The sequence below is a fragment of the Streptomyces sp. KL2 genome (genome assembly GCF_046529545.1).
GTDB lineage: Bacteria > Actinomycetota > Actinomycetes > Streptomycetales > Streptomycetaceae > Streptomyces > Streptomyces radiopugnans.
In genome coordinates this window covers 5,871,904-5,896,833 of record NZ_CP127170.1, presented here as the reverse complement: position 1 = coordinate 5,896,833, position 24,930 = coordinate 5,871,904, and the positions used below count along the sequence as shown (strand labels likewise).

The following is a 24,930-nucleotide window of genomic DNA, read 5'->3' as shown; positions in this document are numbered from 1 at the left end:
GGCCGAAGGGGAGGCCACAGTGTTGTTCAAACGCTTCCGGAAGAAACCGGCGGCGGGGATGCCCGCGCCACCGGCGCCCGAGCCGGAGGAACAGCGGCGGGTGGTGAGGCAGGACGGACCTGACGGCGACGGGATGGTCACGCTCTCCGGCCAGGGCTGGGCGGGCGACCTGTGGCGGGAAGTACCCGTCCGCGTGCCGTGGCGCGTTGACGTCAACGAGTTCCTGAGCCGGCGGCCGCTGCCCTACCTCTGGCCGGACGACGCCGAGTACCGGACGCACGTCGACGCCGACGAGCACCCTGAGCAGCTGTTGCGGACCAGTTGGATCGACGCCTTCCTTCACCACCCCGACGACAGCGTCGTCGTCCAGTGCCTTCGTGACGCCTTCACCGGCGACAACATTGCGAACCTCACCAGCGTCGCCGACATCCTCGGCTACGCCTGCGCGCCGGAGGTGAAGCAGGAAGCCGCGAAGGCGGTGTGGCGCGCCGACGACGCGGGAGTGCACTGGGTCTTCAACGTGCTGCTCTCCCGAGGGCTCATCCCCTCCGACTACGACGCCCTCTCGGTGCACGAGGCGATCAGACACCTGCGCGCGACCTGCCCTCCGGAGAGGTCCGGGACACTCCAATCGGAACTCGGCGGTTCCGATCAGGACTGAACCGCTGCGGCGCAGCAGTCAGCTTCTGTGCAGTATGCCGTGGGGTCCGCCCAGTCGCCGCTCCTCGTGAACGCCACGTCGTCCCTGGTCACCGTTGGTGTGCGGACAGCACGTAGGTCGGGCGAGGATGAAAAACTCAGTGAAATTCTTTCACCCTGTGCAGCCGCAGGCCAGAAGGACATGTACGGCTTGGACGATGCGGCCGATGCGTCGGGTTGAGCAGCGTGCTCGTCGTAGCAGTCGCCATTCCTCGAGGCGGGCGGAGGCGCGTTCGCCGGGAGCGCGAAAGGGTAATATTTCCGCCCACCCGGAGAATGCGTCGTGTTCCGCTGCGACGAGAAGCCCCGGCCTCAAGCGCCGGATCGCAATGCCCCGATTCTTCCGCTGCGGCCCGGAAGCCCCGAAAGGCAGGCCCGCGACCATTCCGGAGTGCACCACCGCTCTGTTCACCGTACTGAAAGTGGCCACCGACAAGGTCGTCGACCCCTATTGGACCTGTCGAACACAGCACGCCCCCCATTTGCGCGCCGTCACATCCAATGGGGTTATCCCACACCGAGTCGTTCAGCTACACCGTTGAACGATCGTTACGCTCGAGCCACCACCAATTGCTTCAGCGGCAGTGGGGAAGTTCAGCCAGCGCCATCACGCCCCCGGTCCGCCCCGAATGTGACGCGGAGGCTCTCACATGGCGAGGTACGACTACGCGTGCGGACAGTGCGGCGTGTTCGAGGTCGTCCGTCCGATCGACGACCCGGTACATGAGCCGAGGTGCGCCACATGCGGCGGAGCGGCGACGCGTGTATACACCCCGCCCGCCATCACCTCGTCACACCCCGCCCTGCGACGGGCGCGCGACGCTGCCGAGGCCAGCGCACACGAGCCGACGGTGCGACACCGCATGCCCGCACCACCCCGTCGTCATGCTCATCCGCCGAATCCGCTGCGCGCACGCCTCCCGAGACCGTGACCCACAGGCAAGGAGCGACAGATGCCCGAAGTGCTCTTCAGCATCGACCAGTCCCGCTCGTTCTACGACCAGACAGTCCCGCCGCACAACCGCTGGCACCCCGACATCCCGCCGGTGGCGACCGTTCGGCCCGGCACCGAGTTCCGCCTCGAATGCCGGGAGTGGTTCGACGGGACGGTCCACAACGACGACTCCGCCAACGACATTCGCGACCTCGATCTCTCGATCGTCCACCCTCTGAGCGGACCGGTCGCCGTCGAGGGTGCGCAGCCCGGTGACCTGCTGGTGGTCGACATCCTCGATATCGGTCCCGTCCCGCAGGAGACCGGGCCGGTCGCCGGCCAGGGCTGGGGTTACACGGGCATCTTCGCCAAGGCCAACGGCGGCGGTTTCCTCACCGAGCACTTCCCGGACGCGTACAAGGCGATCTGGGACTTCCACGGGCAGATCGCGACCTCCCGCCACCTGCCCGGCGTGCGCTTCACCGGCATCACCCACCCAGGCCTCATCGGCACCGCCCCGTCGCACGACCTGCTCGGTCGGTGGAACGCCCGGGAGGCCGAACTCATCGCGACCGAGCCCGACCGAGTGCCCCCGCTCGCGTTGCCGCCGGATCCGCAAGGGGCGATCCTGGGCATGCTGGAAGGCGACGCATTCGAACGCGCCGCACGGGAGGCGGCACGAACCCAGCCGCCACGTGAGAACGGCGGCAACCAGGACATCAAGAACCTCACCCGTGGCGCCCGGATTTTCCTGCCGGTGTATGTCGAGGGTGGCAAACTGTCCGCCGGTGACCTGCACTTCAGCCAGGGCGATGGCGAGATCACCTTCTGCGGCGCAATCGAGATGGGCGGCTACCTCGATCTCGGCGTCGACCTCATCAAGGGCGGCATGCAAACCTATGGGGTGACGACGAACCCCGTGTTCTACCCCGGCAACGTCGAGCCGCGCTACAGCGAGTTCCTCACTTTCGTCGGCATCTCCGTCGACGAAGACGGCCGCCAGCGCTACCTCGACTCACAGGTCGCCTATCGGCGGGCCTGCCTGAACGCGATCGAGTACCTGACCAAGTTCGGCTACTCACCCGAGCAGGCCTACCTGCTCCTCGGAGCCGCCCCGGTCGAAGGCCGTTTCAGCGGCGTGGTCGATATCCCCAACTCCTGCGCCACGCTCTATCTGCCCACCGCCGTCTTCGACTTCGACATCCGCCCGTCCGGCGACGGGCCGCAGAGCGCCGATCGGGGAAGCTGCGCCCGCTCAAGCTAGCGAGCTCGTAGGATGGCGAGGGTGAGGGCAAAAACCAGTGACATCGAGAAGGCTGTCGGTGTGCTGCGCGCCGGCGGCCTGGTGGCTCTTCCGACGGAGACCGTCTACGGTCTGGGCGCCAACGCCGAGGACCCCGCTGCCGTCTCGCGCATCTTCCAGGTCAAGGGGCGTCCGCCCTCGCACCCGCTGATCGTCCACATCGGCGGCGCGGAGCAACTGGACGACTGGGTCCAGGACGTGCCCCAGGTGGCGCGCCTGCTGGCCGAACGCTTCTGGCCGGGGCCGCTCACGCTGGTCCTGCGGCGTGGTCCCCGGGTGCCCCTGGAAGCGACTGGTGGCTTGGAGACGGTGGCCGTGCGTGTGCCCGACCACCCTGTCGCGCTCGCGCTGTTGTCGGCCTTCGGTGGTGGCGTCACGGCCCCGTCCGCCAACCGCTTCGGCTCGGTGAGCCCCACGACCGCGGACGACGTTCGTGTCGAGCTGGGCGACGCCGTCGACTTCGTGCTGGACGGCGGGCCCTGCGAGGTCGGTGTCGAGTCGACCATCGTCGACGCCACAGGCGATGCCCTGACCATCTTGCGGCCGGGCGGGGTGACGCGCGAGGACCTCGAAGCGGTGCTGGGCCGCCCGCTCGAGATCCCGGCCACCAGCCGCATCCGGGTGCCGGGCCAGCATCCGTCGCACTACGCGCCGCGTGCTCGGGTCGTCCTGGTCGAGCCGGAGAAGGTCGTCGCCGAGGCGGAGCTGGCGCAGGAGCTGGGGCATCGGGTGGGCGTCTTTCTTCCCGCCGCCTTCGCCGGTGCCCAGGTGAAGGCGCACGCGGTGGTGCGGGTCCCCGGTTCGATGGCCGCCTACGCGCGGGGGCTGTACGGGTTCCTGCGCGAACTCGACCAGCGGGGGTGCGACCTCATCGTCGCGTCAGTGCCGGCGGAGGAGGGGCTGGGACTGGCGATCGCCAACCGGCTCCGCCGCGCCGCGGGGCCCCGGACCACCCAGTGACCGGCGCCGACGCCCTGCCCTTACTGCTCCCGGATGTGGGGGCCTGGCGGATTCGGGGCGGATTCGGCTGAGCTTCCGCCGGTCCGGCAGGCCGGGCACAGCTCGTACCGCCCGTCGTCGGTGACGACCGTTCCCCATCCCGGCACACCTCGCAGCCCGCGGCCCGCACCAGGTCGGCGCGTGGTCGGCTCCGTGAGCCATCGGGTCGTGCCCTCCGCGGGCGATCGAGCGGTGAACCCGGTGGGGTCCCACCACGTATACGGGTCCCCTCCGAGCAGGGCAAATCACGCCAGGGCGGCCACGGCCGGGATGGTCAGGACGCGGCGGGGACCGCCGCATCGAGGCCGCGAGAGGCGACGAGCTGTGCACTGCCGTCGGCCAGCCGGTAGGACAGCCCCACCACGCCGAGGCGGCCGGCGGCCACCCGCTCGGCCAGGACGCGGGAGCGTTCCAGCAGCAGGTCCACGGTGTGCTCGATGTGCTCGGCCAGGATCTCGTCGGCCTGCTCGCGTCCGGAGGCGCGGGCGGCCAGTACGCTCGGGGTCACCCGTTCGACCACGTCACGGACGAAGCCGCCCGGTGTCTGGCCGTTCTCCAGTGCGGAGCACGCCGCGGCGACGGCGCCGCACGAGTCGTGGCCGAGCACGACGACCAAGGGCGCGTTGAGGACGCTCACGCCGAACTCGATGGACCCGAGGACTTCAGTCCCTGCGACATGCCCGGCGGTGCGGACCACGAACAGGTCACCCAGGCCGCGGTCGAAGATGATCTCGGCGGCCAGCCGGGAGTCGGAACATCCGAACAGCACGGCGAACGGCTGCTGGGACGGTGCGGTCTCGGCGCGGCGGGTGGCGTTCTGGTTCGGGTGCTCGGGGGTACCGGCGACGAAGCGCTGGTTACCGGCCATGAGCAGCTCGAAGGCGTCGCGGGGCGTCGGGGTCTGGATCTCGGTCATGGCGGCAGCCTACGGGCCGGCGCCAGCCGTCGCACCACCTGGTCCCGTCGGAGGTCGCCGGCGCGGGCCCGCGCTGACGGCCGAACGAGGGCAGACCGCCGGGATCACTCGCCGTCCCCTCCGTTCCGGGCCTGCGCCGGCAGCAAGGGCTCGGCGTCCTCGGTGCGCATGCCGAGGTAGGCGTGGCTCTCCGCGTCGAAGACGAACACGGTACCGCCCTGCGTGGATTCGCCTTGCGGCCTTCGAGGAAGATCGCCACGCCTCCGACGTGCTCCTGGCTCGCGGCCGCGGTGATCCCGGGCACCCTGGCGAGGGCCTCATAGGCGGCTGCCCGCAGCTTCGGCGGCAGTACGGGAGCGTCGCGCAACAGCTCCACCAGTGCGGCTCCCGCCTGTGGCCATTCGCCGACTGTGCCGGGATGCCCGGTGTCCGGCCGTGTGGAGAGCCGGTCACGCAAGGAGCGCAGCAGCCCGTCCGGATCGGTCGGCAGTTCCTCCAGTTCCCGCCAGGTCAGCGGTGGCCACTTCGTGTTCCCGCCGCCCCCCGCCGATGCCCGGTTCCAGGAGCCCTGGCCCGATCCTTCCGTCCGGGAGGGGCGGGAGCCGTCCACCGACATCCAGAACTCGCCGGTGCGGGTCCTGGTCTCGCCGGTTTCCTGGATCCGCTCCTGCACGGCCCGCTTGGCGTGGACGAACCGGTCGTCGCGCGGCGCGATCTCCTCCGCGTGCTCCCGCTCGTACTCTGCGGCGGCCCGAAGGACCTCGGCGGGGCCTGCCTCCTCTTGTGGGGAGGGGGCCGCGGGCGGGGAGGTGACCAGGCCGCTCCGGTCGCCGGCCAGATCGGCCACGACCGGGGTGACGGCTGCGACCGCTGCGGTCAGCACACCGCCGAGTGCGGCGCGCAGCATCCGGCGGCGGCGCGGGGCCGGGGTCGGTTCGGTCGTGGCCTCCGGCCAGGCGGTGCCTGCCCGCTCCGTGCCGCGCATCGCGGCCAGGAGCCGGGCCCGGGCCCGGTCCCTCGCCTCGTCGGTGAGCGGTTCCCCGCCCGCGTCCCAGCTCCTGAGCAGTTCGATTTCACGCATGGTCGGCCGCCTTCGCCGACCGGACCGGGCACGGCCGATCAGCGTTGGTGTGGCCCTGGTACCAAGCCCGCAGCACATCCAGGCCTGCTGCGGTGTGGAGGGGACGGCAGGCCAGCTGCCGGGCCTCAAGGATCGTGCTCGTGTTGCAGCGCAGCCAGCCGATGCTGGTATAGCGGTGGGCGTAGACCCTGGTGTGCGGGATGCCAGGGCGAACCAGGGCTACGGACTACCAGGTCAGGGCCGTGGTCGTCACCGGGCCGGGGGCGCACTCGATGAACGGGCCGACACGGGCAGCCGCGTTGGCCCCGCTGCCCGGAATCCAGGGCATGGGGTTTTACAGCTCGGCGAGCACCGCACAGAAGTCGTCGAGGGCGGCGGCGTCCTCGGGGTGAGGCATCCAGTACAACGGCGATGTCACGCAGGGACGCCGAGCGGCGGGTGCTCGAGCACGCGGGGCTTGTACTCGACCAGCTGGATGCGGCCGTCGAAGGTGCGGTGCTCGATCATTTCGAGGGCGACGTCCGGATAGCCGTCGTAGATGCGTTCTTCGCCCGTGGCCCCGGTGATCACCGGGAACATCACGACCCGGAAGCGGTCGACGAGTCCGGCTCGCAGCAGGGAGCGGCACAGGCTGAGGCTGCCGATCGTGCTGAGGAGCCCCGAGCCACTCGACTTCATGGCGCGGACCGCCTCGACGGCGTCGTCGCGGACGAGCCTGGAGTTGGCCCACGTCAGTGGCTCCTGGAGTGAGGAGGAGAACACCACCTTGGGCGCTTGCGTGAGCTCGTCGATGGACGCCTCTTCTTCGGGCCTGAACTCGTTTTGGCCATTCGGGACCTCGCCTGCGGCGAAGCCCGACATCAGGCGGTAGGTGTTCGCTCCCATCAGGTAGGTGGCCTCGGGCTGCTCGCCGAGCCATGCGAGGTACTCCGGACCCTCCAGGCCCCAGAACCCGGGCCATCCCTCTCCCGATGCGTAGCCGTCGAGGGTGGTGATGAAGTCGATGAGAAGCTCTGACACGGCGGTGTCCTTTCCTGGGGTGCCACGAGCTTGGACCGGCCGGGGGCCGCAAACTCATCGGCCGCGCCGTGGAGTGACGAGAGAACCCATGACGCTGCAGCCGATCGGGTCGGCGGAGCGGCACTGCTTCGGAGGGCCTGGAGTCCTACATGATTGCACTGTGCACGCAGTCGGGTCATGATCTCCACGCGATTCCGGAACCCGAAACCGCCCTGAGGGGCGCGGGGGCGGGGGTCCCGGGAGGCCAGTGCGCCGGTGAGGATCAGACGAACCGACCGGTTCGGACGGTGGATTCCAGGGGCGAACGTCACAGCGATCAGGAGCGCGGTACCACCGGCGGCGGTCGGCGCCAACCGCCGACCGCCTCCCCCGCCGCCGCACCCCGGAGCGCCTCCATGGCCACGAGGAACGTCTGCCAGAGCAGTGACATCACGCCGAGCACCCACAGCGCCCCGCCCGGCCAGAGGGGCGACGCCGACCCACTGCAGGCGCGGCGCCGGGGTAGGGCGCGCCCGGCCCGGAGCGGCTCGTACGGATTCCCTGCACGATGGTGCCGCCCTGTTCACCGGCGAGGAGGCCACGGCGGGTGGCCCGCCGGGAACCGGGGAGAGCGCAGACTCCTTGTGGGTCCCGGCCCCCACCGCACCACCGCCCCGGTCTGCCACCGTGAACTCACCAGTTCCTGTACCGCACCTCTCCGAGACCGCAGAAGGTGCAAGCGCTGCTCAGAAGGAGCCGCCGGCCACGTGGATGGTGGTCTCCAGCCGCGGTTCGTCGGCGGCGTCGAACGTTCCGATCGACCCGCGGGAGTGGCCGCCGAAGGCCACCTCGGAGGTGTCGAGGTTCTGGTGGAGCGGGCTGGCAGGCCCGGCGTTCTGGTCCTCCGGCCAGCCGAGGGCGTCGACCATGTAGTCACCGCTGCTGGAGGAGACCTCGCTGTAGACGACGAAGCCGTGCGAGGCCCAGCCGGCAGGGCGACGGGCGAGGGGGCGTAGCCGGCGGCATGTCCCGTATGGGCCTGGCGCATATGACGACGATGCGCAAACTGCGTCCCCGGGCCAACCCGGTGCCATTCGGCGTTCATCTGCCCTGCCGAGTGTTCCCCTCGGCAACCGCCGAGGCCTGGAACAACTCAGGAGCGCCCATGGGTACCGGACACCACCACGATCACTCCCACCCGCATCACCACCATGGTGGAGAGGCCGCGCCCGGACCGCTGCCCGCGGCCATGGATCCGTCCGTGCCCGACGGCGAGTTGACCCCCGAGCAGCTGTCGCGGCGCGGCATCCTGCGCCGGGCGGGCCTGCTCGGGGCCGGCATCGCCGGCGCGAACGTCCTCCCCGGGGTGGCCGCCCCGGCCGCTGCCGCTGCCCCTGGCGGGAGCAGGAGCAACGGCAAGCTGCTCTGGCTGGCCGGCGACCACCACATCCACACCCAGTACAGCTCTGACGGCATGTACCGGGTGGCCGACCAGGTGCGCAACGGTGCCCGCCACGGCCTGGACTGGATGGTCATCACCGACCACGGCAACGCCAACCACGTCCGCATCGGCGTGGAGAAGGTCAATCCCGACATCAGGCGGGCCCGCGCCGAGTTCTCCGACTCCCTGGTCTTCCAAGGGCTGGAGTGGAACATCCCCGGAGCCGAGCACGGCACTGTCTTCGTCCACCCCGGGGCCGGCGAGGTCTCGGTCCTCAAGCAGTTCGAGGCCGACTACGACGGCGGCGTCACCGGCACCAGCGGCAGCAGTCCGCGGAACGAGGCCCTGGCCATCGCCGGCCTGGACTTCCTGGCCCGGCAGGTACGCCGCAGGAAGATCAAGGACGCGCTGATGCTCGCCAATCACCCGGCCCGGCGCGGCGTGGACTCCCCGCACGAGATACGCGGCTGGCGCGACGCCCAGCCCGCCATCGCGATCGGCATGGAGGGGGCTCCCGGCCACCAGGCCGCCGGCATCCCCGCCCCGCACGGTCCCGGCAGCGCCCGCGGCTACTACGGCGGGGCCCCCGGCGCCGACTCATGGCCTGGCTACCCGGCGGAAAGCTACCGCACCTGGGGCGGGTTCGACTGGATGACCGCCACGGTCGGCGGCCTGTGGGACAGTCTGCTGGCCGAGGGCAAGCCCTGGTGGATCACGGCCAACTCCGACTCCCATGTCAACTGGGGCGATCTGTCCAGGCGCCCGGCGGACACCGACTTCAACACCAACGGCCACCACGGCGATCCGGTGTACTCCGGCGGGCCCAACCTGACCGCCGGTGACTTCTGGCCCGGCCAGTACAGCCGCACCCATGTCGGTGCCCGCAACTTCTCCTACGCGGCGGTGATGGAGGGCCTGCGCGAGGGCCGGGTGTGGGTGGACCACGGTGGTCTGATCTCCGGTCTGGACGCGCGGCTGCGCAGCGGCGGCAAGTCCGTCACCCTGGGCGGGATGCTCCAGGTCAGGCGCGGTGCCCGGGTGGAGCTGGTCGTCGACATCGCGCTGGCCAACGGCGCCAACTGGGCACAGTTCACGCCCGTCCTGGCCCGAGTGGACGTCATCCGGGGCGCGGTGACCGGTCCGGCCTCCGACCCGGACACCCTCAGCGCCCCGAACACCCGGGTGGTCGAGTCCTTCGAGGTGGGCAGGTCCACCGGCAGTGTGCGGCTCACCTACGATCTGGGCAGGGTGAGCAGCCCGCTGTACGTGCGACTGCGCGGCACCGACGGCAACCGCAGCCAGCCCGGCCTGGGCGGCGCGGAGGTGGACCCGCACGGCCCGGCACTGGACGTGGTGGGCGATGCCGACCCGTGGCTGGACCTGTGGTTCTACTCCAACCCCATGTGGGTGATTCCCACGTGACCGGAACCGTCCCGACCGGCGTTCCGACCGGCACCGTGATCGGCCTGGACCCCGGCCCCGGCGGCCTGCGTGAGGCCGACCACCTGCTGCACGCCCTGGCGCGGCACCTGCCGCTGCCGGAGACCGCCTTCGCCTGCACCCACCGGGTGCCGGACGCGCCCGGCCGGGTCTCGCTGTCCCTGGCGCTGCCGGACGCGGCGGCGGCCGAGGCGGCCCTGGACCGCCTCGCCGCGGCCGGCGGCTCCATCGGTGCACTGCCCGCGGGTGTACGCGCCGTGCTGGGAAACCGTCGGCTGCCGCTCCCGGACACCACGGACGGGTACGGAGGGGCGCCGGAGGGCTGGACCGCCGCCCGCGCCGCCGCGGCGGAGGGCGCCGTCCGCACCGGGGGGCGGGCGGTGGTCTTCCCCGGGTCGGCCGGGCTGCCGACGGTGCTCACCGTCGGAGAACTGCTGGAGCGAAGCGCCGTCACCGCGGTCGAGGTGCTCGGCGGCACCCCGGCCGATCCGACGGCCGAGCTGGACACCCGGAGCCATCTGCGCCCGGAGTGGCGGGCCGGTGTGCTGGTGCTGAAGCTGGTGCCGGCCCGCGGGGGTTACCTCCCCTTCGACCTGCCCGACCCACACCCGTGCTGCGCCGTGCACGGCTGATGCCGGACGAGTCGTTCCCGTGCGCGCGGTGCCGCTTGACGTCGTGCTCCGGCACCGTGCACGCCCGGCGCCGTGTATTCGGACATCGCTCACCGGTGCGGCACCGGGCGTTGCCCGGCCACGGCGCCGGTGGAGAGCCGCTGTCCCCGATCGCGGTGGAGTCGGATCGGTCAAGCGAGGGCCCGCCTGCGCGCGCCCGGTGGGATCGCGTTCAGCACCCCGCTGCCTGCCGGACACGGGAAGACCGGCAACGATGCGGAGCTCATCGGGGTGCCTGGTGAGCGTTTAATTCGTGGTTCAGGTGTCGCGCCAGTTCGGGGTGGCTTCGCCGGTGAGGCGGCGGGTCATGAGGTCGATCATCGCGAGGTGGATCATGGCTTCGGAGCGGCGGGGGTCGGCTTCGTAGTCGCGGACCGGGCGGCGGTGGTGCATGAGCCGGCCCAGGGTGCGCTCGACAGTTCTGAAATCCGGCTGCCGAGCACGGTGGCCCTTACCAGCCGGCTGTCGCCAGAGACCACATGTCCCCCATGCATCTCCAGCAGGCCGCACAGCCAGCGCTGACGGCTCGAAGTGACGAGTATGCATCGGCGTACGCAGCGTGCGGAAGCGGGTCCGTCGGACGTGGACGGGCGGGCGCTTGACGGCCCTGGTGACATCGGAGCCTCTTACGCCGCGGCGAAGCGGGGTAGCGCGAAGTCGACGACGTTCGCTCCGCTCACGAGGGCGTTGAGCATTTGTTGGTTGCATGCTTGTCCCGCCAGATGATGTAGGACGGATCATGCTGCCCTGGCCCTACGGGATAGGGCGGGTTCGCTGCTCCAGCAGTGCCGGCCCAGCCCCTGCAAGGTCTCGGCGCCCTTACAAAGGATGCGACGCCGGGAGAACGGTCCGGATCCTCTGCCGGGCCGGGGGCATCACCGACCTGCGGCCCGGTCCTGCGTTGGACGCGGTGGCGCCGCGTTTCCCGGAGCCACGGTACGCGCCCGAGTCCCAGGCCGGCCGCCGCCTTCGGTACCCCTCGCCTTTCGTCACGGCTCACCCGGAGCGGTATCTGGTGTTCCGGTCGCCGGTTGAGAAGCTGTCCGCGGTGTACACGGCACCGCTCCGGGGCCGTGCGCACCACGACCGGACACGCGCTCACGAAAGGAAAGGCCGCCTTGGGAAGCTGGCAGTTGCACCGGACCTACGACAGCCCGTCCGGAACCGTCCGCTGGGACCGGTTGGGGCCAAAGGACGGGGAGCCGGTGGTCCTGATGCACGGCACACCGTTCTCCTCCTACGTCTGGCAGGAGATCGCCCGCGCCCTGGCAGCCCGGCGCTACCGGGTGTTCGTGTGGGACATGCCCGGCTACGGCGCGTCCGAGAAGTTCAGCGGCCAGGACGTGTCACTCGCGGCGCAGGGAGAGCTGTTCGGTGAACTCCTCCAACACTGGGGACTGTCCCGGCCCTCGGTGGTCGCACACGACTTCGGCGGGTGCGTGTCCCTGCGCGCCCATCTGCTGCACGGGGCCGAGTACCGCAGGCTGGCGCTGGTCGACCCCGTCGCACTCGCCCCCTGGGGTTCACCCTTCTTCCGGCTGGTCGGGGAGAACACCGAGGTCTTCGAACAGCTCCCGCCGCCGCTGCACCGCGCGCTGGTACGGGAGTACATCGCCTCGGCAAGTCACAGGGGGCTGCGCCCCGGCACGGCCGACGCTCTCCTCCTGCCCTGGTCCGACGAGACGGGGCAGGCGGCTTTCTACCGCCAGATCGCCCAGGCCGACCAGCGCTTCACCGACGAGGTCCAGGGCCTGTATCCGCAGATCACCGTTCCCGTCACCGTGTGCTGGGGCGAACAGGACACCTGGATCCCCGCCGCGAAGGCCCGCGAACTGGCCGCTCTCATCCCCGGCGCACGGCTGTGCCTCATCCCCGACGCGGGCCATCTCGTTCCGCTGGACGCGCCCGCCCGGCTCCTGGCCGAGCTGCTCGGCTTCCTCACCACGACCGGATGAACGACCGGGCCGTCCAGCCAGCGGTGTGACCGTCTCACGTGGCCACGGAGTCCCGGCCGCGGGAACAGGGCTAATCGTCGCGTCGCCTGCTCAGTATGTGGTGCGTGCGGTGGAACCTGAGCGCCAACCGCACCTCGAGCGCCCGTTCCGGCCTGGCCCAGTCCCGGCCGAGGAGCTCCGGCACCCGCTCCAAGCGCCGGGAGACCGTGTTGGGGTGCACATGCAGCAGTTCCGCCGCACGGGTGGGGCTGCCGCCGGCCGAGAAGTACATGTCCAGCGTCCTGGTCAGCTCTGTCAGCCGTTGCCGTCATGGTCGAGCACCGGCCCTATGGTGGCCCACACGAAGGCGCCCGTGTTGTTGTCGTCGGAGAGCAGGACGCCGAGGAAGCCAAGTTCCCCGACCGAGGCAAAGCCCCGGTGCTGCCGAGCGCGACGAGTGTCTCCAGACAGCGCATGGCCTCCTTGGTACGCCTTGCGGACGTCTTCCAGACCGTGGACCGGGCCTCCGGCACCGATGGTGACGGGGCGCCCCAGTATCGAAGTCAGTTCGTCGGACACACGGCGCGCCCGGACCCCCGCGGCCCGGCCCGCGCCGAGCCGTTCGCCGTGCCCGGGCGGAAGCGGTCCGGGCCGCAATGACCAGATCTTCCTCGTCGAACGGAGGCATCCGGCCGCAGGCGGAGAGCGGCCTCCGCTCCACGTCCAGCACCAGTACGGCCCCTTCGAGCGCCTGCGACACCTCGGCCGTCAGCTCCTTGACGTCGCTGCCCGCCAGGGCCAGATCGAGAAGATGTCCGTACAGCTCGCCGAAGCGGCGGAATCCGGACAGCTCGGCCACGTCCGAGTTCCTGCGCTCGAGGGTACGTGTCTTCTCTGTGGCCACAGCCGCCAAGCTGCCGAGGGAACTCATCAGCGACACCTCGCTCACACTGAAGTGCCGCACGTTGCGGTCCGCGGCGTACAACACGCCGAAGGTGTCGGCGCCGAAGGCCAACGGCGCGGCGATGATCGCGCGCGGTCCCTCCGAGCGCACGATCTCATCCAGGACGGGCGAGTGGCGTACGTTGTCATCCGCCAGGTAGTCGGGGGACCGGATGGGAACGCCCTTCCCCGCCCTGCGATCTTGGTGACAACCAGCCTGCCTGCCTGTGTGACAACCACCGCGCTCCGGCTCAGTGGCCCTGGGCGCTCACCGCTGCCCATCTCGTCACACGCGGCGCATGATGGCGCGCATGACGGCAAAGGAGCGCGCGACCGTCTCGCTGCCCGCGGACCTCATGACAGCCGCGAAGGTCGCTTCCGGCGGCAACCTGTCCGCCTACATCGAGCAGGCCCTGCGGGAGCGGCGGCTGCGCCAGGCCGGCACGGCCATCACCGCGTGGCGCGTCGGCGCCGGCGCGCCACGCCGAGGAACTCTCCGACCCCTTCGGCGAGGACATCGCATGACCGTGCAGCCGCAGGCACCGGCACGCGCCGGGTGCGGCGGGCACCGCCGGCGGCCCGGGCCCGGGCGATGCCGGTCGTGGAGTCCGGCGCCGCGATCGAAGCCCTGCCCGCAAGCGTCGTCGCGACGACGGTCGAGGGAACCGGCGGGGCACCGGACACCGTCGTCACCATGCCCCTGGCAGAACCCGTGCGAGCTCACCCTGCCCACCGCCCAGCACATCCGCTCCGGGGTGTTCCTGGAACAGGTGAACGAAGCGACGACGGAGCGTGTGAACACGGCGCTGCGCGTCGTCCTGGAACTCCACGACTGACCACCGCCCACCGGCGGAGGCCGCCCACCAGAGGAGGGGGCTGACCCGCAGGCGGCCTGACCTGGCCGGACACGGCCGGTCCGCATTGGTGCACCGGTGATGCCAAGCCAGCACCTCCAGTCACTCGGGCGTGATCCGCACCGCCCGCACTTCGGGCGACCAGGCCCGCCGTACCGTCTCCGCCGGAATCGGGCTGAAGCTGTCGGGGCTCTCAGTAGGTGATGTCGACGAAATCCCCGGTGACAGCGTTGATGAGGACGGTGACATGCCCGGGTCCGTCCTGGAATTCCTCGGTGGGCTTGGGGACGGCGTAGGTGATGGCCCAACAGGTCTCCCAGCGTCCTTGGGAGGTTTTCGACAGGAGGAGCTCTGAGCCGATCACCTTGCTGATCCTGATGTGTTCAGCTGCGGCCCGGCGGGCCTGTTCCTCGGTGAGCTTGTGGGCGGGGAGGTCGGCGGGGGGTTTCTGGTCCCGGGCGGTGAAGGCGGAGATCCTGCCGGTGGACTCGACGACGACGTCCATGCGCATGGGCATCAGGACGCCGTCGACGCGCCGGCGCCAGGAGACGGTGCGGGCCGGGGAGCCGGCGACGGTGGGGTAGACCGTCGTCTCGCTGTCTTTCAGGGCCCAGGGGAAGCGAGTGCGGACGAAGGCGGTGGCCTGGCGGACGGCGTCCTGGTCTGAGTCGACTTTCCGGTCGGGGACACCGGGGAGAGTGGGGGCGTTGGTGGAGCCGCTGATCTGTTCCTGGCCGGGCCACAGGATCTGCAGCAGGCCGTCGTCGAGGGAGACCACCAGTTCACCGGAGTCGGCGTCCGGTCCCTTGAGGTACTGGACGTTGGCGATGGTGTGGGTGTCGCCGAAGATGTCGTGGACCGCCTTCTCCGCGGCCTGGTGCTGTGCGGTGTCGGCCCGGGTGAGTTCGCTGACCTCGGCGAAGACCGGGGTGACAGTCAGGTAGCCGGCCAGCGCCAGGACCGCGCCGCCGGCGGCGAGGACGGTGCCGCCGCGGGCGAGGTCGGTCTTGGTGAAGACCGGCTCGGTTCGGTTTTCGGCTGTTCGGCGGCGGGAGCCGAGTAGGTGCAGTGCGGCGGCCAGGCCGACTCCGACGGCGGTGCCGAGGGTGTTGGCGACCACGTCCTCCGAGGCGCAGGAGCGGCCGGTGTGGGGGGTGAGGGCCTGGACGAGTTCGGTGGTGCCCGACAGCAGGATTCCGCCGGCCAGCGGCAGGGCGTAGCGGCGGAAGGTGGTGGCGGCGAAGAAGGCCACGAGGATGAACATGATGATGTTCATCAGCCCCTGCTGGCCGGTCAGCGGGGTGAGCAGGTCGCGGTTGAGCGTGCACACGCCCGAGGCTCCGGCACCGGGGTGCATGGGGTAGAGCGTGGCGGTGGCTTCCGCGGCCAGTGCCAGGCCGAGCAGGACGGCGTGGGCCTGCGGCAGGCGGTGGCGCCGCGCCAGGAGGAACAAACCGGCGCCCAGGGCTAACCCCAGGAGGCAGAAGACGGGGATCAGCCAGGGATGCGACTGGACGATGGCGCGGATCACGGAAACCTCGAAACGAGTACGCGGTGGATGGGCGTGGGATCAAGACGGTGCCGGGCCGCGCGCGGTTGCGCAGCCCGACACCTTTTGGGTCACAAGCAGGTGGTGACCGGCGAAGTCTGGAAGGTGCCCCGGCCGCTGACCGAGAGCATGCCCACCGCGGACGGGCAGCCCGTCGGGTAGACGCCCGCCCAGGTGTGCCCCTTGGTCTGACCCGAGTTGATGGAGTACGAGCTGCTCCAGTAGCTGCTGCCCTTGAGCGAGTAGCCGAACTTGGCGCTGATCGTGCTGCCGCCCGTCTCCTTTTGTACTCGGTGCGGATGTTCATGCTGTAGCCGATGTTTCCGTCGGACAGCCGGATGTACAGCGTGCCGTTGCTGAGCGAGGTTCGGGACACGGTGTGGCCGCAGTTGCCGGCCAGCACCCCGACTTCGCCGACGGGAGTGGGGACCTCGGCAGCAGCCGGAGTGGCGCCCATCCCCAGGCCCAGCGGGATGGTGGCGGCCGCCACCACGGAAGTGGACCTCCTGCAGGCCCTCGACGACCACGGCCCGGAGCTCGGTGTCGCGCGGGTACAGGGCGCGCAAGTCGGCGGTCATCATCCGGCGGCTAGGCACTGTCCGGCGGATCACGGCTACTGGGCATAGTTCATCGCTGTGGGCAGGAGTTGAGGTCGGGCCAGGGGAAAGGTGGGGAAGGTTCCAGGGTTCGTGCAACCGTCATAGTCAGGACTCTGCTGAGGCACCCCTGGATCCTTTTGAGTTGGTTGCTCCTCACAGCCTCGACTGTGGTTGCGCAGAAGGTCGTGCCGCAGCCGTGGTCCGCAGGTGTCTATCCCGTTGCTCTGTTTGTCGCGCTGTGGATCTTCTCTCGGGCCTCCCCAGGAGGGAGGTGAACCCCCTCAGGATCGGAGCCAAAGCCGGATCGCTGCAGTCGTCACGATGCCGTGGAAGACGTATGCCCCTTGTCGTAGCGAGGCGACAGCTCGGAAGTTCTTGAGCCGGTTCACTGTTCGCTCGACCTCATTGCGGCGCTTGTAGGTTTCGCTGCCCAATCCGGTAGGCCATCCGCCCTTGCTCCCGCGTCGTTTGCGGTTGCCCCGCTGGTCCTTCGGTTCGGGGATGGTGTGCTTGATGTGGCGTCTTCGCAGGTGACGGCGGTTCCTGCGGGAGCTGTAGGCCTTGTCGCCGCTGAGATGGTCCGGTCGAGTACGCGGTCGTCCACCCTGTGGGCGGGCGACCCGGATACGGTCAAGGACCTCGATCACCTGAGGTGCGTCGCCCCACTGGCCCGGGATAACGAGAAAAGCCATGGGGCGGCATCCACCTTCGCCGACGAGGTGGATCTTGCAGGTCGGGCCGCCCCGGGACCGCCCGAGTCCCTCGTCGGGGCGGTGGTGCCGGGGCGTCGTCCTTTTTCGGGATCCGCGGTGCGGTCTTGCGGACGCCGGCCGCATGCCGGTGGGCCCGGCAGGAGGTCGAGTCGACACCGACCGCGGACCAGTCGATCCGCCCGGCCAGGTCGGCGCTGGCCTGGACCGCCTGCAGGATTCCGTCCCGGGTGCCGTCCGCCGACCAGCGGCGATGCCGCTCGTAGACGGTTCTCCAGCAGCCGTACCGTTCCGGCAGGTCACGCCACGGGACACCGGTGCGGACCCGGAACAGGATCCCGTTGACCACGGTGCGGTGGTCGTTCCACCGGCCTCCCCGGCCACCCGAAAGCGGCAGACGCGGCGCCAGAAGCGACACTCGCGATTCGTCAGATCCCCCGGCTCATGACCGGACCAACGAGTGGCCGGTCAGAAAGTCACACGATCCGCCGGACACGGCCTAGTCGCCGCCACCGTCGTCGCTGGTCCGGCTCAGCCCCCGGCGTTGGTTCTTCTCGGAGCGGCGCAGCAGCTCCCCCGCGGCAAGCGTCACAGTCGCCACCATGCGGGCCCAGCGGGGCCCGCCGCGCTCCGCCCACACCACACATGCGCACCCGCCGACGACGAGCGCCAAGACGCCGATCAGCACCAGTTCGACCATGTTCCCACCCCTGCACTCGTCCATACGGTCCTGGTGATCGTCTCAGGCGCAACGGGATACCTCACCAGGACGTCTCGCCAAGACGCCACCGGGACAGCAGGCCGGGCCGGGGCAAGCCCACAGCAGAAGCCGTCTTTCCCAGACCCGGAAGGTGAGCCAGAAATCTGAGGTGTGCATGAAGCCATACCGCCGAGGGTCCAGGTGACGCCGCGGGGCCCGGGCGGCAGGACGTGGCCGCCGCGCTGGGGCTGTTCGGATGGCCGGTCCACTCGGCGGCAGCCTGTCCGTCGGCGGGCACCCCGTGCGCGGGTCAGCCGCGGCCGGTGCTCTGGTCGATGTGGGCCTGCAGCAGGCGTATCGCCGGCCAGTGGTCGTAGGACGCGGCCAGTTCCATCGGGGTGCGACCGTCCGGGTCCGGCAGCTGGGGGTCGGCGCCGAAGGCGAGGAGGACGGCGGTGGTGTGGACGGTCAGCGGCCGGCCGCTCTGCAGGGCGCTGTCGCCCTCGATGTCGACGGCGTGGGTCAACAGCGTCAGGTTGTCGCACACCTCGTCGGGGTCGGTGCCGTCGGCCAGCAGCCGGGCTAGGATTTCGGCGTCTTCGCACTCGACGGCCCGGTGGGCCGGGGTGCAGGGCGGAAGCGGAGGAATCACGGCGCCATCCAACCCCTCCCCCGCCCCGGGCCGCCAGCACTCTCCTCAAAGGCAGGCCGCCGCCGGGCAGACCCGGCAGACCGCGACCCGGAAAAGGAGGAGGTGGGCTGGGCGCCTGGGGTGGCGTGGGTTCTGCGGGCGCAGGCCGGCGGGTCTCGGCGGGGCGGCCGTTCAGGAGTACGCGGATACGCGCCTGACGGCCCGCGAGGAACTCAGGCGGTGGCGAAGGCGGACAGCAGGGTGTCGGCCCTGATGCGCAGCTCCGCCGTCTGCACACCGGAGATCTCGACACAGACCACGTCGCTGCCGACCGCGGTGGCCAACCGCACCCGCACGGTCTGGTCGGTGCCGACCAGGGGGTAGGAGTACCAGCCGTCGTCGCGCTCGTCGTCGGTGGTGGGCAGGGCCGCCTCCACGGTCTCCCAGTCGGTGTCGTCGAACGCGTAGCCGGCATAGCGGGAGAGCAACTCCAGCAGCGGCCGCACGTTGCGGCTCCACACCCAGCCCTCCACCACTTGCCGCACCAGTCCCCCTTCCGGCCTCGCCCGCCCCATCGGGCGGGCCCGGGGCGGGGTGTCGGTGGCGGCTGGGAGGCTGGTGCCATGTCGAGGGCAACAGCACGGGACTACCGGTGGCTGGAGGAGTATTTCCCCGAACTGGCCGAGGCGTACTGCCTCACCGCGATCCGCGGACTCGCCGTCTCGGCGGTACTGGCCCGGCTGGATGCGGTGCGGGTCTGCGCGGTCAGAGGCGTGGACGCCCTGTACGGACCCGCGTACGCGGCCTGGAACGCTTTCTGCGGCGAGCGGCTGTTCGCGGGCGTGACCGCGGTGGGCGGATGGACGCTGATGGTCGAGCCCGTTGGTTTCCTCGGCGTGACCCGGTCGGTGGCCGAGCCGCTGTCGCGGGGCACCACGGTGGTCTCGCACTCCCGCACCATCGAAGCCGCCGACCGCTTCCGCTGGTACCAGGACGGCGTCGAGCGGTTGTCGTTCGAGCCGCTGTTTCCCTACCGGCGCGGCGGCAGCACCCCGGAGGTGGCGGTGGAGCAGATGCGGGCGGCCGGCTTCGACCTGCGCGCCGGCACCGAGCGGGACATCGGCCTGCCCACACAGGCGGCATTCGCGCTCGCCGAGCGCCTCACCGGGGTGCAGATCACCCGCGAACTGCTGGAGACGGCCCCGTTGACCGGCGCTCTGGTCGGCCTGCCCCGCCCCTGACACCAGCACCCCCAGCGGGTCCAGGCAGCCTGCTCCAACCCGCCGTTGGAAAGTGGACGGCGCTGCGCTGTCCTCGGGGTCCTTTGCGCAGGTGCATCCAGACGACCACGCCCTGACCGCGGCAGACCCCGGCACACTGCAGGCCACGCTCCTCGACGGGGACGCGGCGGGCCGAGTAGATCTGGTGGTGCCGGTAGAGCGTGTCCCACAGGCCGGGCAGCCCGGGGTGTGAGAAGTCTTCGCGGATGGCCTCGGCGATGCCATTGCGTGACTTCGGCGTCCCCATGGCCCGGCCCGGAGCACGGCCGTTGCTGCGGCGTAGGCGTCGACGGGGTCGGACTTCCCGTTGGCGCGTCGGGCCTTGCGGTCGGACCGATCGACCTCCACGACGGTGATGCCGTTCGCCGACAGGGATCGCGCCGGCTCGGCTCCGTAGGCGCCGGTCCCCTCGACCCCGACGGCGAGGACCTCCCCGTGCGAGCGCAGCCAGTCCAGCAGCTGCCGGTAGCCGGCAGGGGCGGTGGGGAACGGCTCCGTGGCCAGGCTGCGGCCGACCGTGTCGATGACCGCGGCCCGGCGGGTGTCGGTGTGGGTGTCGATCCCGCCGATGACGGCTATCTCATCCGCCGCCATGCCGGTGTCTGCTGTCCTTCCGTGCGACACATGAGGGGCGGTACGCGCGCCGGTCGGGCAGGTGGACAAGACAGTGATGGGACCTTTGACCGGGCTCCTATGAAGTCACAGATGCCCGACCGGCGCGCGCGGCGACACCGCTTGGGAGATCGACAATTCCAAGCAAGGACAACCCGGATGTCGGTCAGCTGCCGGGGCAGACCTCCAAGCGGTGCCACGGGCTACATCATCACTGTCAGCTGCTGCTGGGAGTCGCCCCCTCCGGGGACAGCCCGCCCTCACCGGTCAGCTACAGGCCCTCGGCCCGGGCCCGCCCCACCAGCTCGTCGATCGGCCGGTCGTCCACGCCTTGGCCGGCGGCTCACCCGACTCGATGGACTCGGCCTCGGTCACATTCTCACTGGTCATCGGTGCGTCTTCCTCGATCGGGAGTTGCACCGAACGTTTGGCCCTGTCTCACATTCGGTGGTGACGGAGAGTCGCGAGGGTCGTTGACGTCCGTGTGAAGGATGTCGACGAGCTTGTCCAGACAGTGTTCTCGGGGCTGTCCCCGCTGGTCATCGAGGATGTGATCGATGAGAGGAAGCGGATCGTGGTGCGGGCACGGACGCCGCGGGGCGCTGCGGTCTGCCCGGTGTGCGGGGCATCGTCAGGACGGGTGCACGGCCATCAGCTGCGGACGGTGGCCGACGTGCCGGTCGACGGGCGCTGGGTGGTGGTGCGGGTCCGGGTGCGGCGTCTGGTGTGTCCCACGCTCGGCTGCCGCCAGACCTTCCGCGAACAGGTGCCCGGAGTCCTGGAGCGGTATCAGCGGCGTACGGCCCGCCTGACCAGGCAGGTCAAGGCTGTGGTGAAGGAGTTAGCGGGCCGGGCGGGGGCGCGGTTGCTGACCGTACTCGCGGTGGACCTCTCGCATCACACGGCCCTGCGCACCTTGTTGCGGATCCCGCTGCCCACCGGGCGGGTGCCCCGCGTGATCGGTGTCGACGACTTCGCCCTGCGCCGGCGGCACCGCTATGCCACCGTGGTGATCGACGCCGAGACCCATGAGCGGATCGACGTGCTGCCCGACCGCACGGCCGACACGCTGGAAACCTGGCTGCGCAAGCATCCGGGCGTCGAGGTGGTGTGCCGCGACGGCTCCGCGACCTACGCCGAGGCCACCCGTCGCGCCCTGCCCGACGCGGTGCAGGTCGCCGACCGGTGGCATCTGTGGCACAACCTGTGCGAAGCCGCCCTGAGCGAGGTCAAGGCCCACAGCAGCTGCTGGGCCGCCGTGCTGGACGCACCCCTCTACGACGGGCCTCGCGCACAGACGACTCTGGAGCGCTGGCACCAGGTCCACGGCCTGCTCGACCAAGGGGTGGGCCTGCTGGAGTGCGCCCGCCGGCTGCAGCTGGCCCTGAACACCGTCAAGCGCTACGCCCGGGCCGACCGACCCGAGCGCATGCTCCGCGTCCCCAAGTACCGTGCCGGCCTCGTCGATCCCTACCGCGAGCACCTGCGCACACGCCGGGTCGAGGACCCCGCCGTCCCCGTCGCGCGCCTCTTCGAAGAGATCAGGGCCCTCGGCTTCACCGGCTGCCTGAACCTCCTGCACAAGTACATCAACCAGGGCCGCGCGGACGCCGACCGCAGCCACATCTCCCCGCGCCGACTCGCCCGGATGCTCCTGACCAGGCCCGACAACCTCAAGACCGAGCAACACGAGCTCCTGGCCAGGCTCACCGCCGCATGCCCCGAGATGACCCACCTGGCCGCAGCCGTCAGAGACTTCGCCCCCCTCTTGAAGCCTCAGCCGGGAAACGCCGACGCACTCACGTGCTGGATCGCCCAGGTCCGCGCAGTCGATCTGCCCCATCTGCAGGCGTTCACCCGCGGCCTGGACCGCGACCGTGACGCCGTGATCGCCGCACTCACACTGCCCTACAGCAACGGCCCCACCGAGGGAGTCAACACCAAGACCAAGCGAATCGCGCGCCAGATGCACGGACGAGCAGGCTTCCCCCTGCTTCGCCACCGCATCATCCTCGGATAACAGCCACTCTCCGTCACCACCGAATGTGAGACAGGGCCGAACGTTTTACAGTCCCCCGGCCCGTTGCGCGGCTCCGGAACTTGCGACCGCCCTGGTCCGAGGTATGGACGCGGAGGGGGAGGCCGGCGGTTCGGGGGCGAATACGGAGATCCGGTCGGTGACGTCCTCGGTCACCCGGCGCGTCGATGAGCCGAGCCGCTGCGGGGTGCCGATGTACAACCAGCCCATCAGGCGTTCCTCCGGACGCAGCCCGAGTACACGGCGGATCCGCTCGGACTCGGTGAACCTGCCGGTGCGCCAGACGCTCCCGAAGCCACGGGCGTGCAGAAGCAGTATCAGGAAGCCGGCCATGGCGCTGGTGGCGGCGAGTTGTTCCCACTCGGGGACGGGGCTGCCGCGACCGGTGTCGTTCAGCACCGGTGAGAAAACCAGTGTGGCGAGGAGCGGCGCTCTTTGGGTCTTGGCCTCCACTTGCCCCCGCCGGAACCCGGGCCCCGCACACTCGTCAGCGAAGCAGCGCCCCAGGGCGATGCGCCCTTCGTCGCGTACCAGGATCCACCGCCATGGCCGGAGCCTGCCGTGGTCGGGCGCTGTAGCGGCCGCGCGCAGAAGATACGCGAACTCCTGATCGTTGGGAGCGGGTTCGACGAGCTGATGTTGGCTGCGTCGGGTCAGCACAGCCGTCATGATATCCATCGATGTTCCTCTTCCCACGTTCGACGTCATTCGTTTCGCCTGGAGGTTTACAAGGCCTCGACGGCCTGCAGACCCTCCCCTCACTTTTCGGGCCGCTCGTTTCCCCGGGTGTTCGCAACGGCCCGGGGACGGTGATCCGGCCGGTCCATTCACAAGGCCGAAAGTGAATCGGGGAACGAGGGGGGCAGATTTTTCGAGCAGGAAACTCCAGAACCTGCGGACGGGATTCCGCGAAAACGGCAGCCAGGGGGACGGCGAGGCATCGCTTCGCTGTTTCCTCGCGTTGACGGTGGGGCCCGGCCGCCCGCGGTGGCCGCGTCCGGAGGCGCCGCGGTATGGATGCCGGTCCCGGTGCGGTGAGGGCGTTACGAAGGACTCTGATCCGCCGTGGCCCGCTTGCCGCACCACTGGTGTTCTGGGGTGGTCGGTCCGGCCGGCCGCGATGAACGGGCCGTGGAAGTGCCGGTCCGCCACCCCGCCAACGAGCCCGGGGTGGCGGACCGGCACACGTACACCTTGCGACAGTGCTCGTGGATCATCAGGCCAGTGACCGTATGACCCTCAGGGCCATCTCGATCTCCTCCGGGAAGTTGACGATTCCGGCGGACAGACGTACGTGCGGAACCCCGTACGGTGTGCTGTTGGCGACGACCCGGTTGGTACGGAGGATCTGCGCCACGTCCTGCGGCTTGTAGCCCCGGACGTCGAAACAGACGATTCCGGCGGACAGTTCGGGATCGAGCGGCGTGTGCAGGGTGACGTGGTCCATGGCAGCCAGACCTTCCTTGATCTGGCTGTTCAACTCGGCGATCCGGTCCTGGATCCGCTTACGCCCGATCTGCCGGTGGAAGCGGAACGCTTCCACCGTGGCCCACTGGTGCTCGTACGCGAAGAATCCGCCCGGACTGACCCACGCGGCTTCGGTCGGGCCGACGGGCCGGCGATCCTGCCGCCAGGCGTCGGCTGTCTCCTTGGTCATGAGACTGGGGATCGTGGGCTGGACAAGTGCCCAGTTGTCCGCCTTCGCCCAGGCGATCCCCGTCCCACGAGGTCCAAGGATCCACTTGTGCGTGCCGGCCGAGAAGAAATCGCAGCCCATCTTCGCGACGTCCTCGTCCACCACGCCGAAGCCGTGGACTCCGTCCACCACCAGCAGGACGCGATCTTCTTCGTCGCGGTTGCGATTCAAGCCCGCGAGGGCGGCTGCGATCTTGGCCACCGGTATCCGCACGCCGGTGCCGGACTGGACCCAGGGAACACCGACGATCCGGGTGTTGGGGCGCACAGCCGCGCATATCCGGTCCACGGCCTCGTCCGCGGAGAAGTTCAGCGACGATTCGTAGAGCGGTATTTTACGCATGCTCGCGCCCCACTTCTCAGTGGCAAGACGTATCGCCTCGTAGTGCGGATAGAACTCATGCGTAGTGGTCAGGATCTCTTGGCCCGGCTTCAGACGCAGACCGTTGTAGAACAGAGCGAGCCCCATCGTGGTGCTGCTGGTGAGGGCGATCTCGCCCGGCTGTCCACCCACATACTCGGCAGCGGCGGCACACACACTCCGCCACAGCATGTCCTCGTCGCGGCGGAACATGTTGTCGTCGAGGAAGTCGTGCGGGTTTTCGTCGAAAGCCCTCCGGTATCTCGTGATCGCATCACGGACAGGGGTCGGGTTCGAGGCGAAATAGAAGTTCGACAAGTGCGCGAGGTCGGGCGAAAGCAGGAACTGCGCACGCACGGACCTCCAGTCGTACGGATCGAAGGCTTGAGGGGAACCCGTCCGCTCGGCAGCACCCTCCGCGACTACCGAAGCCACCGATAAACCCTTGGCTTCGGAGCCGACCAGGCTTTCGGGGCGCGAAATAGACACGATTACTCCTCCATGAAGTGGATGCAGAGGCTTTTTACCGCCGAAACGAAGGC

At 70.0% G+C, this 24,930-nt stretch carries 23 protein-coding genes and 5 pseudogenes; 10 read left to right on the top strand and 18 right to left on the bottom strand.

Features of this window, described 5'->3' with window-relative positions; translation table 11 throughout:
- The first annotated feature begins 100 nt into the window (after nucleotides 1–100).
- A complete protein-coding gene (locus tag QPK52_RS26375; protein ID WP_410540018.1) occupies nucleotides 101–661 on the top strand; it encodes a hypothetical protein in 561 nt (186 codons plus the stop codon).
- Between the two features lie 150 nt (nucleotides 662–811).
- Here QPK52_RS26375 and QPK52_RS26370 read toward each other — a convergent pair.
- Nucleotides 812–946: pseudogene (locus tag QPK52_RS26370) on the bottom strand (IS5/IS1182 family transposase); the annotation flags it as partial.
- 403 nt (nucleotides 947–1,349) lie between these two features.
- Here QPK52_RS26370 and QPK52_RS26365 point away from each other — a divergent pair.
- From QPK52_RS26365 to QPK52_RS26355, 3 genes are read left to right on the top strand one after another with little or no spacing between them, the layout of a single operon-like run.
- Nucleotides 1,350–1,631 (top strand): FmdB family zinc ribbon protein, encoded by a 282-nt coding sequence (locus tag QPK52_RS26365; RefSeq protein WP_410540017.1) that lies wholly within the window; start codon nucleotides 1,350–1,352, stop codon nucleotides 1,629–1,631.
- Nucleotides 1,632–1,652: 21 nt separating this feature from the next.
- On the top strand, nucleotides 1,653–2,897 hold the full coding sequence (gene fmdA, locus QPK52_RS26360; protein WP_410540015.1) for a formamidase: 1,245 nt from the start codon (nucleotides 1,653–1,655) through the stop codon (nucleotides 2,895–2,897).
- Nucleotides 2,898–2,909: 12 nt separating this feature from the next.
- Complete coding sequence (locus QPK52_RS26355) at nucleotides 2,910–3,896, top strand: L-threonylcarbamoyladenylate synthase (RefSeq protein WP_410540014.1); 987 nt, start codon at nucleotides 2,910–2,912, stop codon at nucleotides 3,894–3,896.
- Between the two features lie 313 nt (nucleotides 3,897–4,209).
- Here the strand turns inward: QPK52_RS26355 and QPK52_RS26350 are convergent, their stop codons facing one another.
- The 4 genes from QPK52_RS26350 to QPK52_RS26335 all read right to left on the bottom strand — a co-directional run bounded on the left by QPK52_RS26350 (nucleotide 4,210) and on the right by QPK52_RS26335 (nucleotide 7,860).
- Nucleotides 4,210–4,851: a carbonic anhydrase gene (locus QPK52_RS26350; protein WP_410540013.1), complete on the bottom strand. Its 642-nt coding sequence runs from the start codon at nucleotides 4,849–4,851 to the stop codon at nucleotides 4,210–4,212.
- Nucleotides 4,793–5,932, bottom strand: coding sequence for a CU044_5270 family protein (locus QPK52_RS26345; protein WP_410540011.1), 1,140 nt, complete (start codon nucleotides 5,930–5,932; stop codon nucleotides 4,793–4,795). The genes QPK52_RS26350 and QPK52_RS26345 overlap by 59 nt, the downstream gene beginning before the upstream one ends.
- Before the next feature lie 414 nt (nucleotides 5,933–6,346).
- Nucleotides 6,347–6,952 carry a dihydrofolate reductase family protein gene (locus QPK52_RS26340; RefSeq protein WP_410540010.1) on the bottom strand — a complete coding sequence of 202 codons (606 nt, stop codon included), beginning with the start codon at nucleotides 6,950–6,952 and terminating at the stop codon, nucleotides 6,347–6,349.
- A 725-nt stretch (nucleotides 6,953–7,677) separates the two neighbouring features.
- Nucleotides 7,678–7,860: a hypothetical protein gene (locus QPK52_RS26335; RefSeq protein ID WP_410540009.1), complete on the bottom strand. Its 183-nt coding sequence runs from the start codon at nucleotides 7,858–7,860 to the stop codon at nucleotides 7,678–7,680.
- Between the two features lie 236 nt (nucleotides 7,861–8,096).
- Between QPK52_RS26335 and QPK52_RS26330 the strand changes: the two genes are divergently transcribed.
- Nucleotides 8,097–9,794 carry a PHP domain-containing protein gene (locus QPK52_RS26330; protein ID WP_410540008.1) on the top strand — a complete coding sequence of 566 codons (1,698 nt, stop codon included), beginning with the start codon at nucleotides 8,097–8,099 and terminating at the stop codon, nucleotides 9,792–9,794.
- Nucleotides 9,791–10,444, top strand: a complete 654-nt coding sequence (locus QPK52_RS26325) for a hypothetical protein (protein ID WP_410540007.1) — start codon at nucleotides 9,791–9,793, stop codon at nucleotides 10,442–10,444. Before QPK52_RS26330 ends, QPK52_RS26325 begins: the two co-directional genes overlap by 4 nt.
- Nucleotides 10,445–10,741: 297 nt before the next feature.
- Here QPK52_RS26325 and QPK52_RS26320 read toward each other — a convergent pair.
- Nucleotides 10,742–10,909 (bottom strand): annotated as a pseudogene (locus QPK52_RS26320) (IS5/IS1182 family transposase); the annotation flags it as partial.
- A gap of 692 nt (nucleotides 10,910–11,601) precedes the next feature.
- Here QPK52_RS26320 and QPK52_RS26315 point away from each other — a divergent pair.
- A complete protein-coding gene (locus tag QPK52_RS26315; protein WP_410540006.1) occupies nucleotides 11,602–12,438 on the top strand; it encodes an alpha/beta fold hydrolase in 837 nt (278 codons plus the stop codon).
- A 70-nt stretch (nucleotides 12,439–12,508) separates the two neighbouring features.
- Here QPK52_RS26315 and QPK52_RS26310 read toward each other — a convergent pair whose 3' ends face one another.
- The 3 genes and pseudogenes from QPK52_RS26310 to QPK52_RS26300 all read right to left on the bottom strand — a co-directional run.
- Nucleotides 12,509–12,709 (bottom strand): helix-turn-helix domain-containing protein, encoded by a 201-nt coding sequence (locus QPK52_RS26310; RefSeq protein ID WP_410540004.1) that lies wholly within the window; start codon nucleotides 12,707–12,709, stop codon nucleotides 12,509–12,511.
- 23 nt (nucleotides 12,710–12,732) lie between these two features.
- The gene (locus tag QPK52_RS26305; RefSeq protein WP_410540003.1) at nucleotides 12,733–12,996 is read right to left on the bottom strand and encodes a hypothetical protein; all 264 of its coding nucleotides are present in this window, start codon (nucleotides 12,994–12,996) and stop codon (nucleotides 12,733–12,735) included.
- Nucleotides 12,997–13,327: 331 nt separating this feature from the next.
- Nucleotides 13,328–13,555: pseudogene (locus QPK52_RS26300) on the bottom strand (GAF domain-containing protein); the annotation flags it as partial.
- Between the two features lie 115 nt (nucleotides 13,556–13,670).
- Here QPK52_RS26300 and QPK52_RS26295 point away from each other — a divergent pair.
- Nucleotides 13,671–14,195, top strand: a complete 525-nt coding sequence (locus QPK52_RS26295) for a hypothetical protein (RefSeq protein WP_410540001.1) — start codon at nucleotides 13,671–13,673, stop codon at nucleotides 14,193–14,195.
- Between the two features lie 211 nt (nucleotides 14,196–14,406).
- Here the strand turns inward: QPK52_RS26295 and QPK52_RS26290 are convergent, their stop codons facing one another.
- The 5 genes and pseudogenes from QPK52_RS26290 to QPK52_RS26270 form a co-directional block, all read right to left on the bottom strand.
- The gene (locus tag QPK52_RS26290; protein WP_410540000.1) at nucleotides 14,407–15,744 is read right to left on the bottom strand and encodes a VanZ family protein; all 1,338 of its coding nucleotides are present in this window, start codon (nucleotides 15,742–15,744) and stop codon (nucleotides 14,407–14,409) included.
- An 898-nt stretch (nucleotides 15,745–16,642) separates the two neighbouring features.
- Nucleotides 16,643–17,503: pseudogene (locus tag QPK52_RS26285) on the bottom strand (IS5 family transposase).
- A gap of 67 nt (nucleotides 17,504–17,570) precedes the next feature.
- Complete coding sequence (locus tag QPK52_RS26280) at nucleotides 17,571–17,795, bottom strand: hypothetical protein (RefSeq protein WP_410539999.1); 225 nt, start codon at nucleotides 17,793–17,795, stop codon at nucleotides 17,571–17,573.
- Between the two features lie 286 nt (nucleotides 17,796–18,081).
- Entirely contained in the window at nucleotides 18,082–18,423 is a 342-nt protein-coding gene (locus tag QPK52_RS26275; protein WP_410539998.1) for an ankyrin repeat domain-containing protein, read from the bottom strand.
- 212 nt (nucleotides 18,424–18,635) lie between these two features.
- Complete coding sequence (locus tag QPK52_RS26270) at nucleotides 18,636–18,947, bottom strand: hypothetical protein (protein ID WP_410540484.1); 312 nt, start codon at nucleotides 18,945–18,947, stop codon at nucleotides 18,636–18,638.
- A gap of 78 nt (nucleotides 18,948–19,025) precedes the next feature.
- Here QPK52_RS26270 and QPK52_RS26265 point away from each other — a divergent pair, with 78 nt between their 5' ends.
- The gene (locus tag QPK52_RS26265; RefSeq protein WP_410539997.1) at nucleotides 19,026–19,643 is read left to right on the top strand and encodes a DUF6461 domain-containing protein; all 618 of its coding nucleotides are present in this window, start codon (nucleotides 19,026–19,028) and stop codon (nucleotides 19,641–19,643) included.
- 357 nt (nucleotides 19,644–20,000) lie between these two features.
- Here the strand turns inward: QPK52_RS26265 and QPK52_RS26260 are convergent.
- Both QPK52_RS26260 and QPK52_RS26255 read right to left on the bottom strand, forming a co-directional pair.
- Nucleotides 20,001–20,276: pseudogene (locus QPK52_RS26260) on the bottom strand (IS110 family transposase); the annotation flags it as partial.
- A gap of 285 nt (nucleotides 20,277–20,561) precedes the next feature.
- Nucleotides 20,562–20,684, bottom strand: a complete 123-nt coding sequence (locus tag QPK52_RS26255) for a hypothetical protein (RefSeq protein ID WP_410539996.1) — start codon at nucleotides 20,682–20,684, stop codon at nucleotides 20,562–20,564.
- A 124-nt stretch (nucleotides 20,685–20,808) separates the two neighbouring features.
- Between QPK52_RS26255 and QPK52_RS26250 the strand changes: the two genes are divergently transcribed.
- Complete coding sequence (locus QPK52_RS26250) at nucleotides 20,809–22,314, top strand: ISL3 family transposase (protein WP_410540483.1); 1,506 nt, start codon at nucleotides 20,809–20,811, stop codon at nucleotides 22,312–22,314.
- Between the two features lie 45 nt (nucleotides 22,315–22,359).
- On the opposite strand, the gene QPK52_RS26245 is transcribed toward QPK52_RS26250, so the two are convergent.
- Entirely contained in the window at nucleotides 22,360–23,010 is a 651-nt protein-coding gene (locus tag QPK52_RS26245; RefSeq protein WP_410539995.1) for a nitroreductase, read from the bottom strand.
- A gap of 538 nt (nucleotides 23,011–23,548) precedes the next feature.
- The gene (locus QPK52_RS26240; protein ID WP_410539994.1) at nucleotides 23,549–24,877 is read right to left on the bottom strand and encodes an aminotransferase class V-fold PLP-dependent enzyme; all 1,329 of its coding nucleotides are present in this window, start codon (nucleotides 24,875–24,877) and stop codon (nucleotides 23,549–23,551) included.
- Between the last annotated feature and the right edge of the window lie 53 nt (nucleotides 24,878–24,930).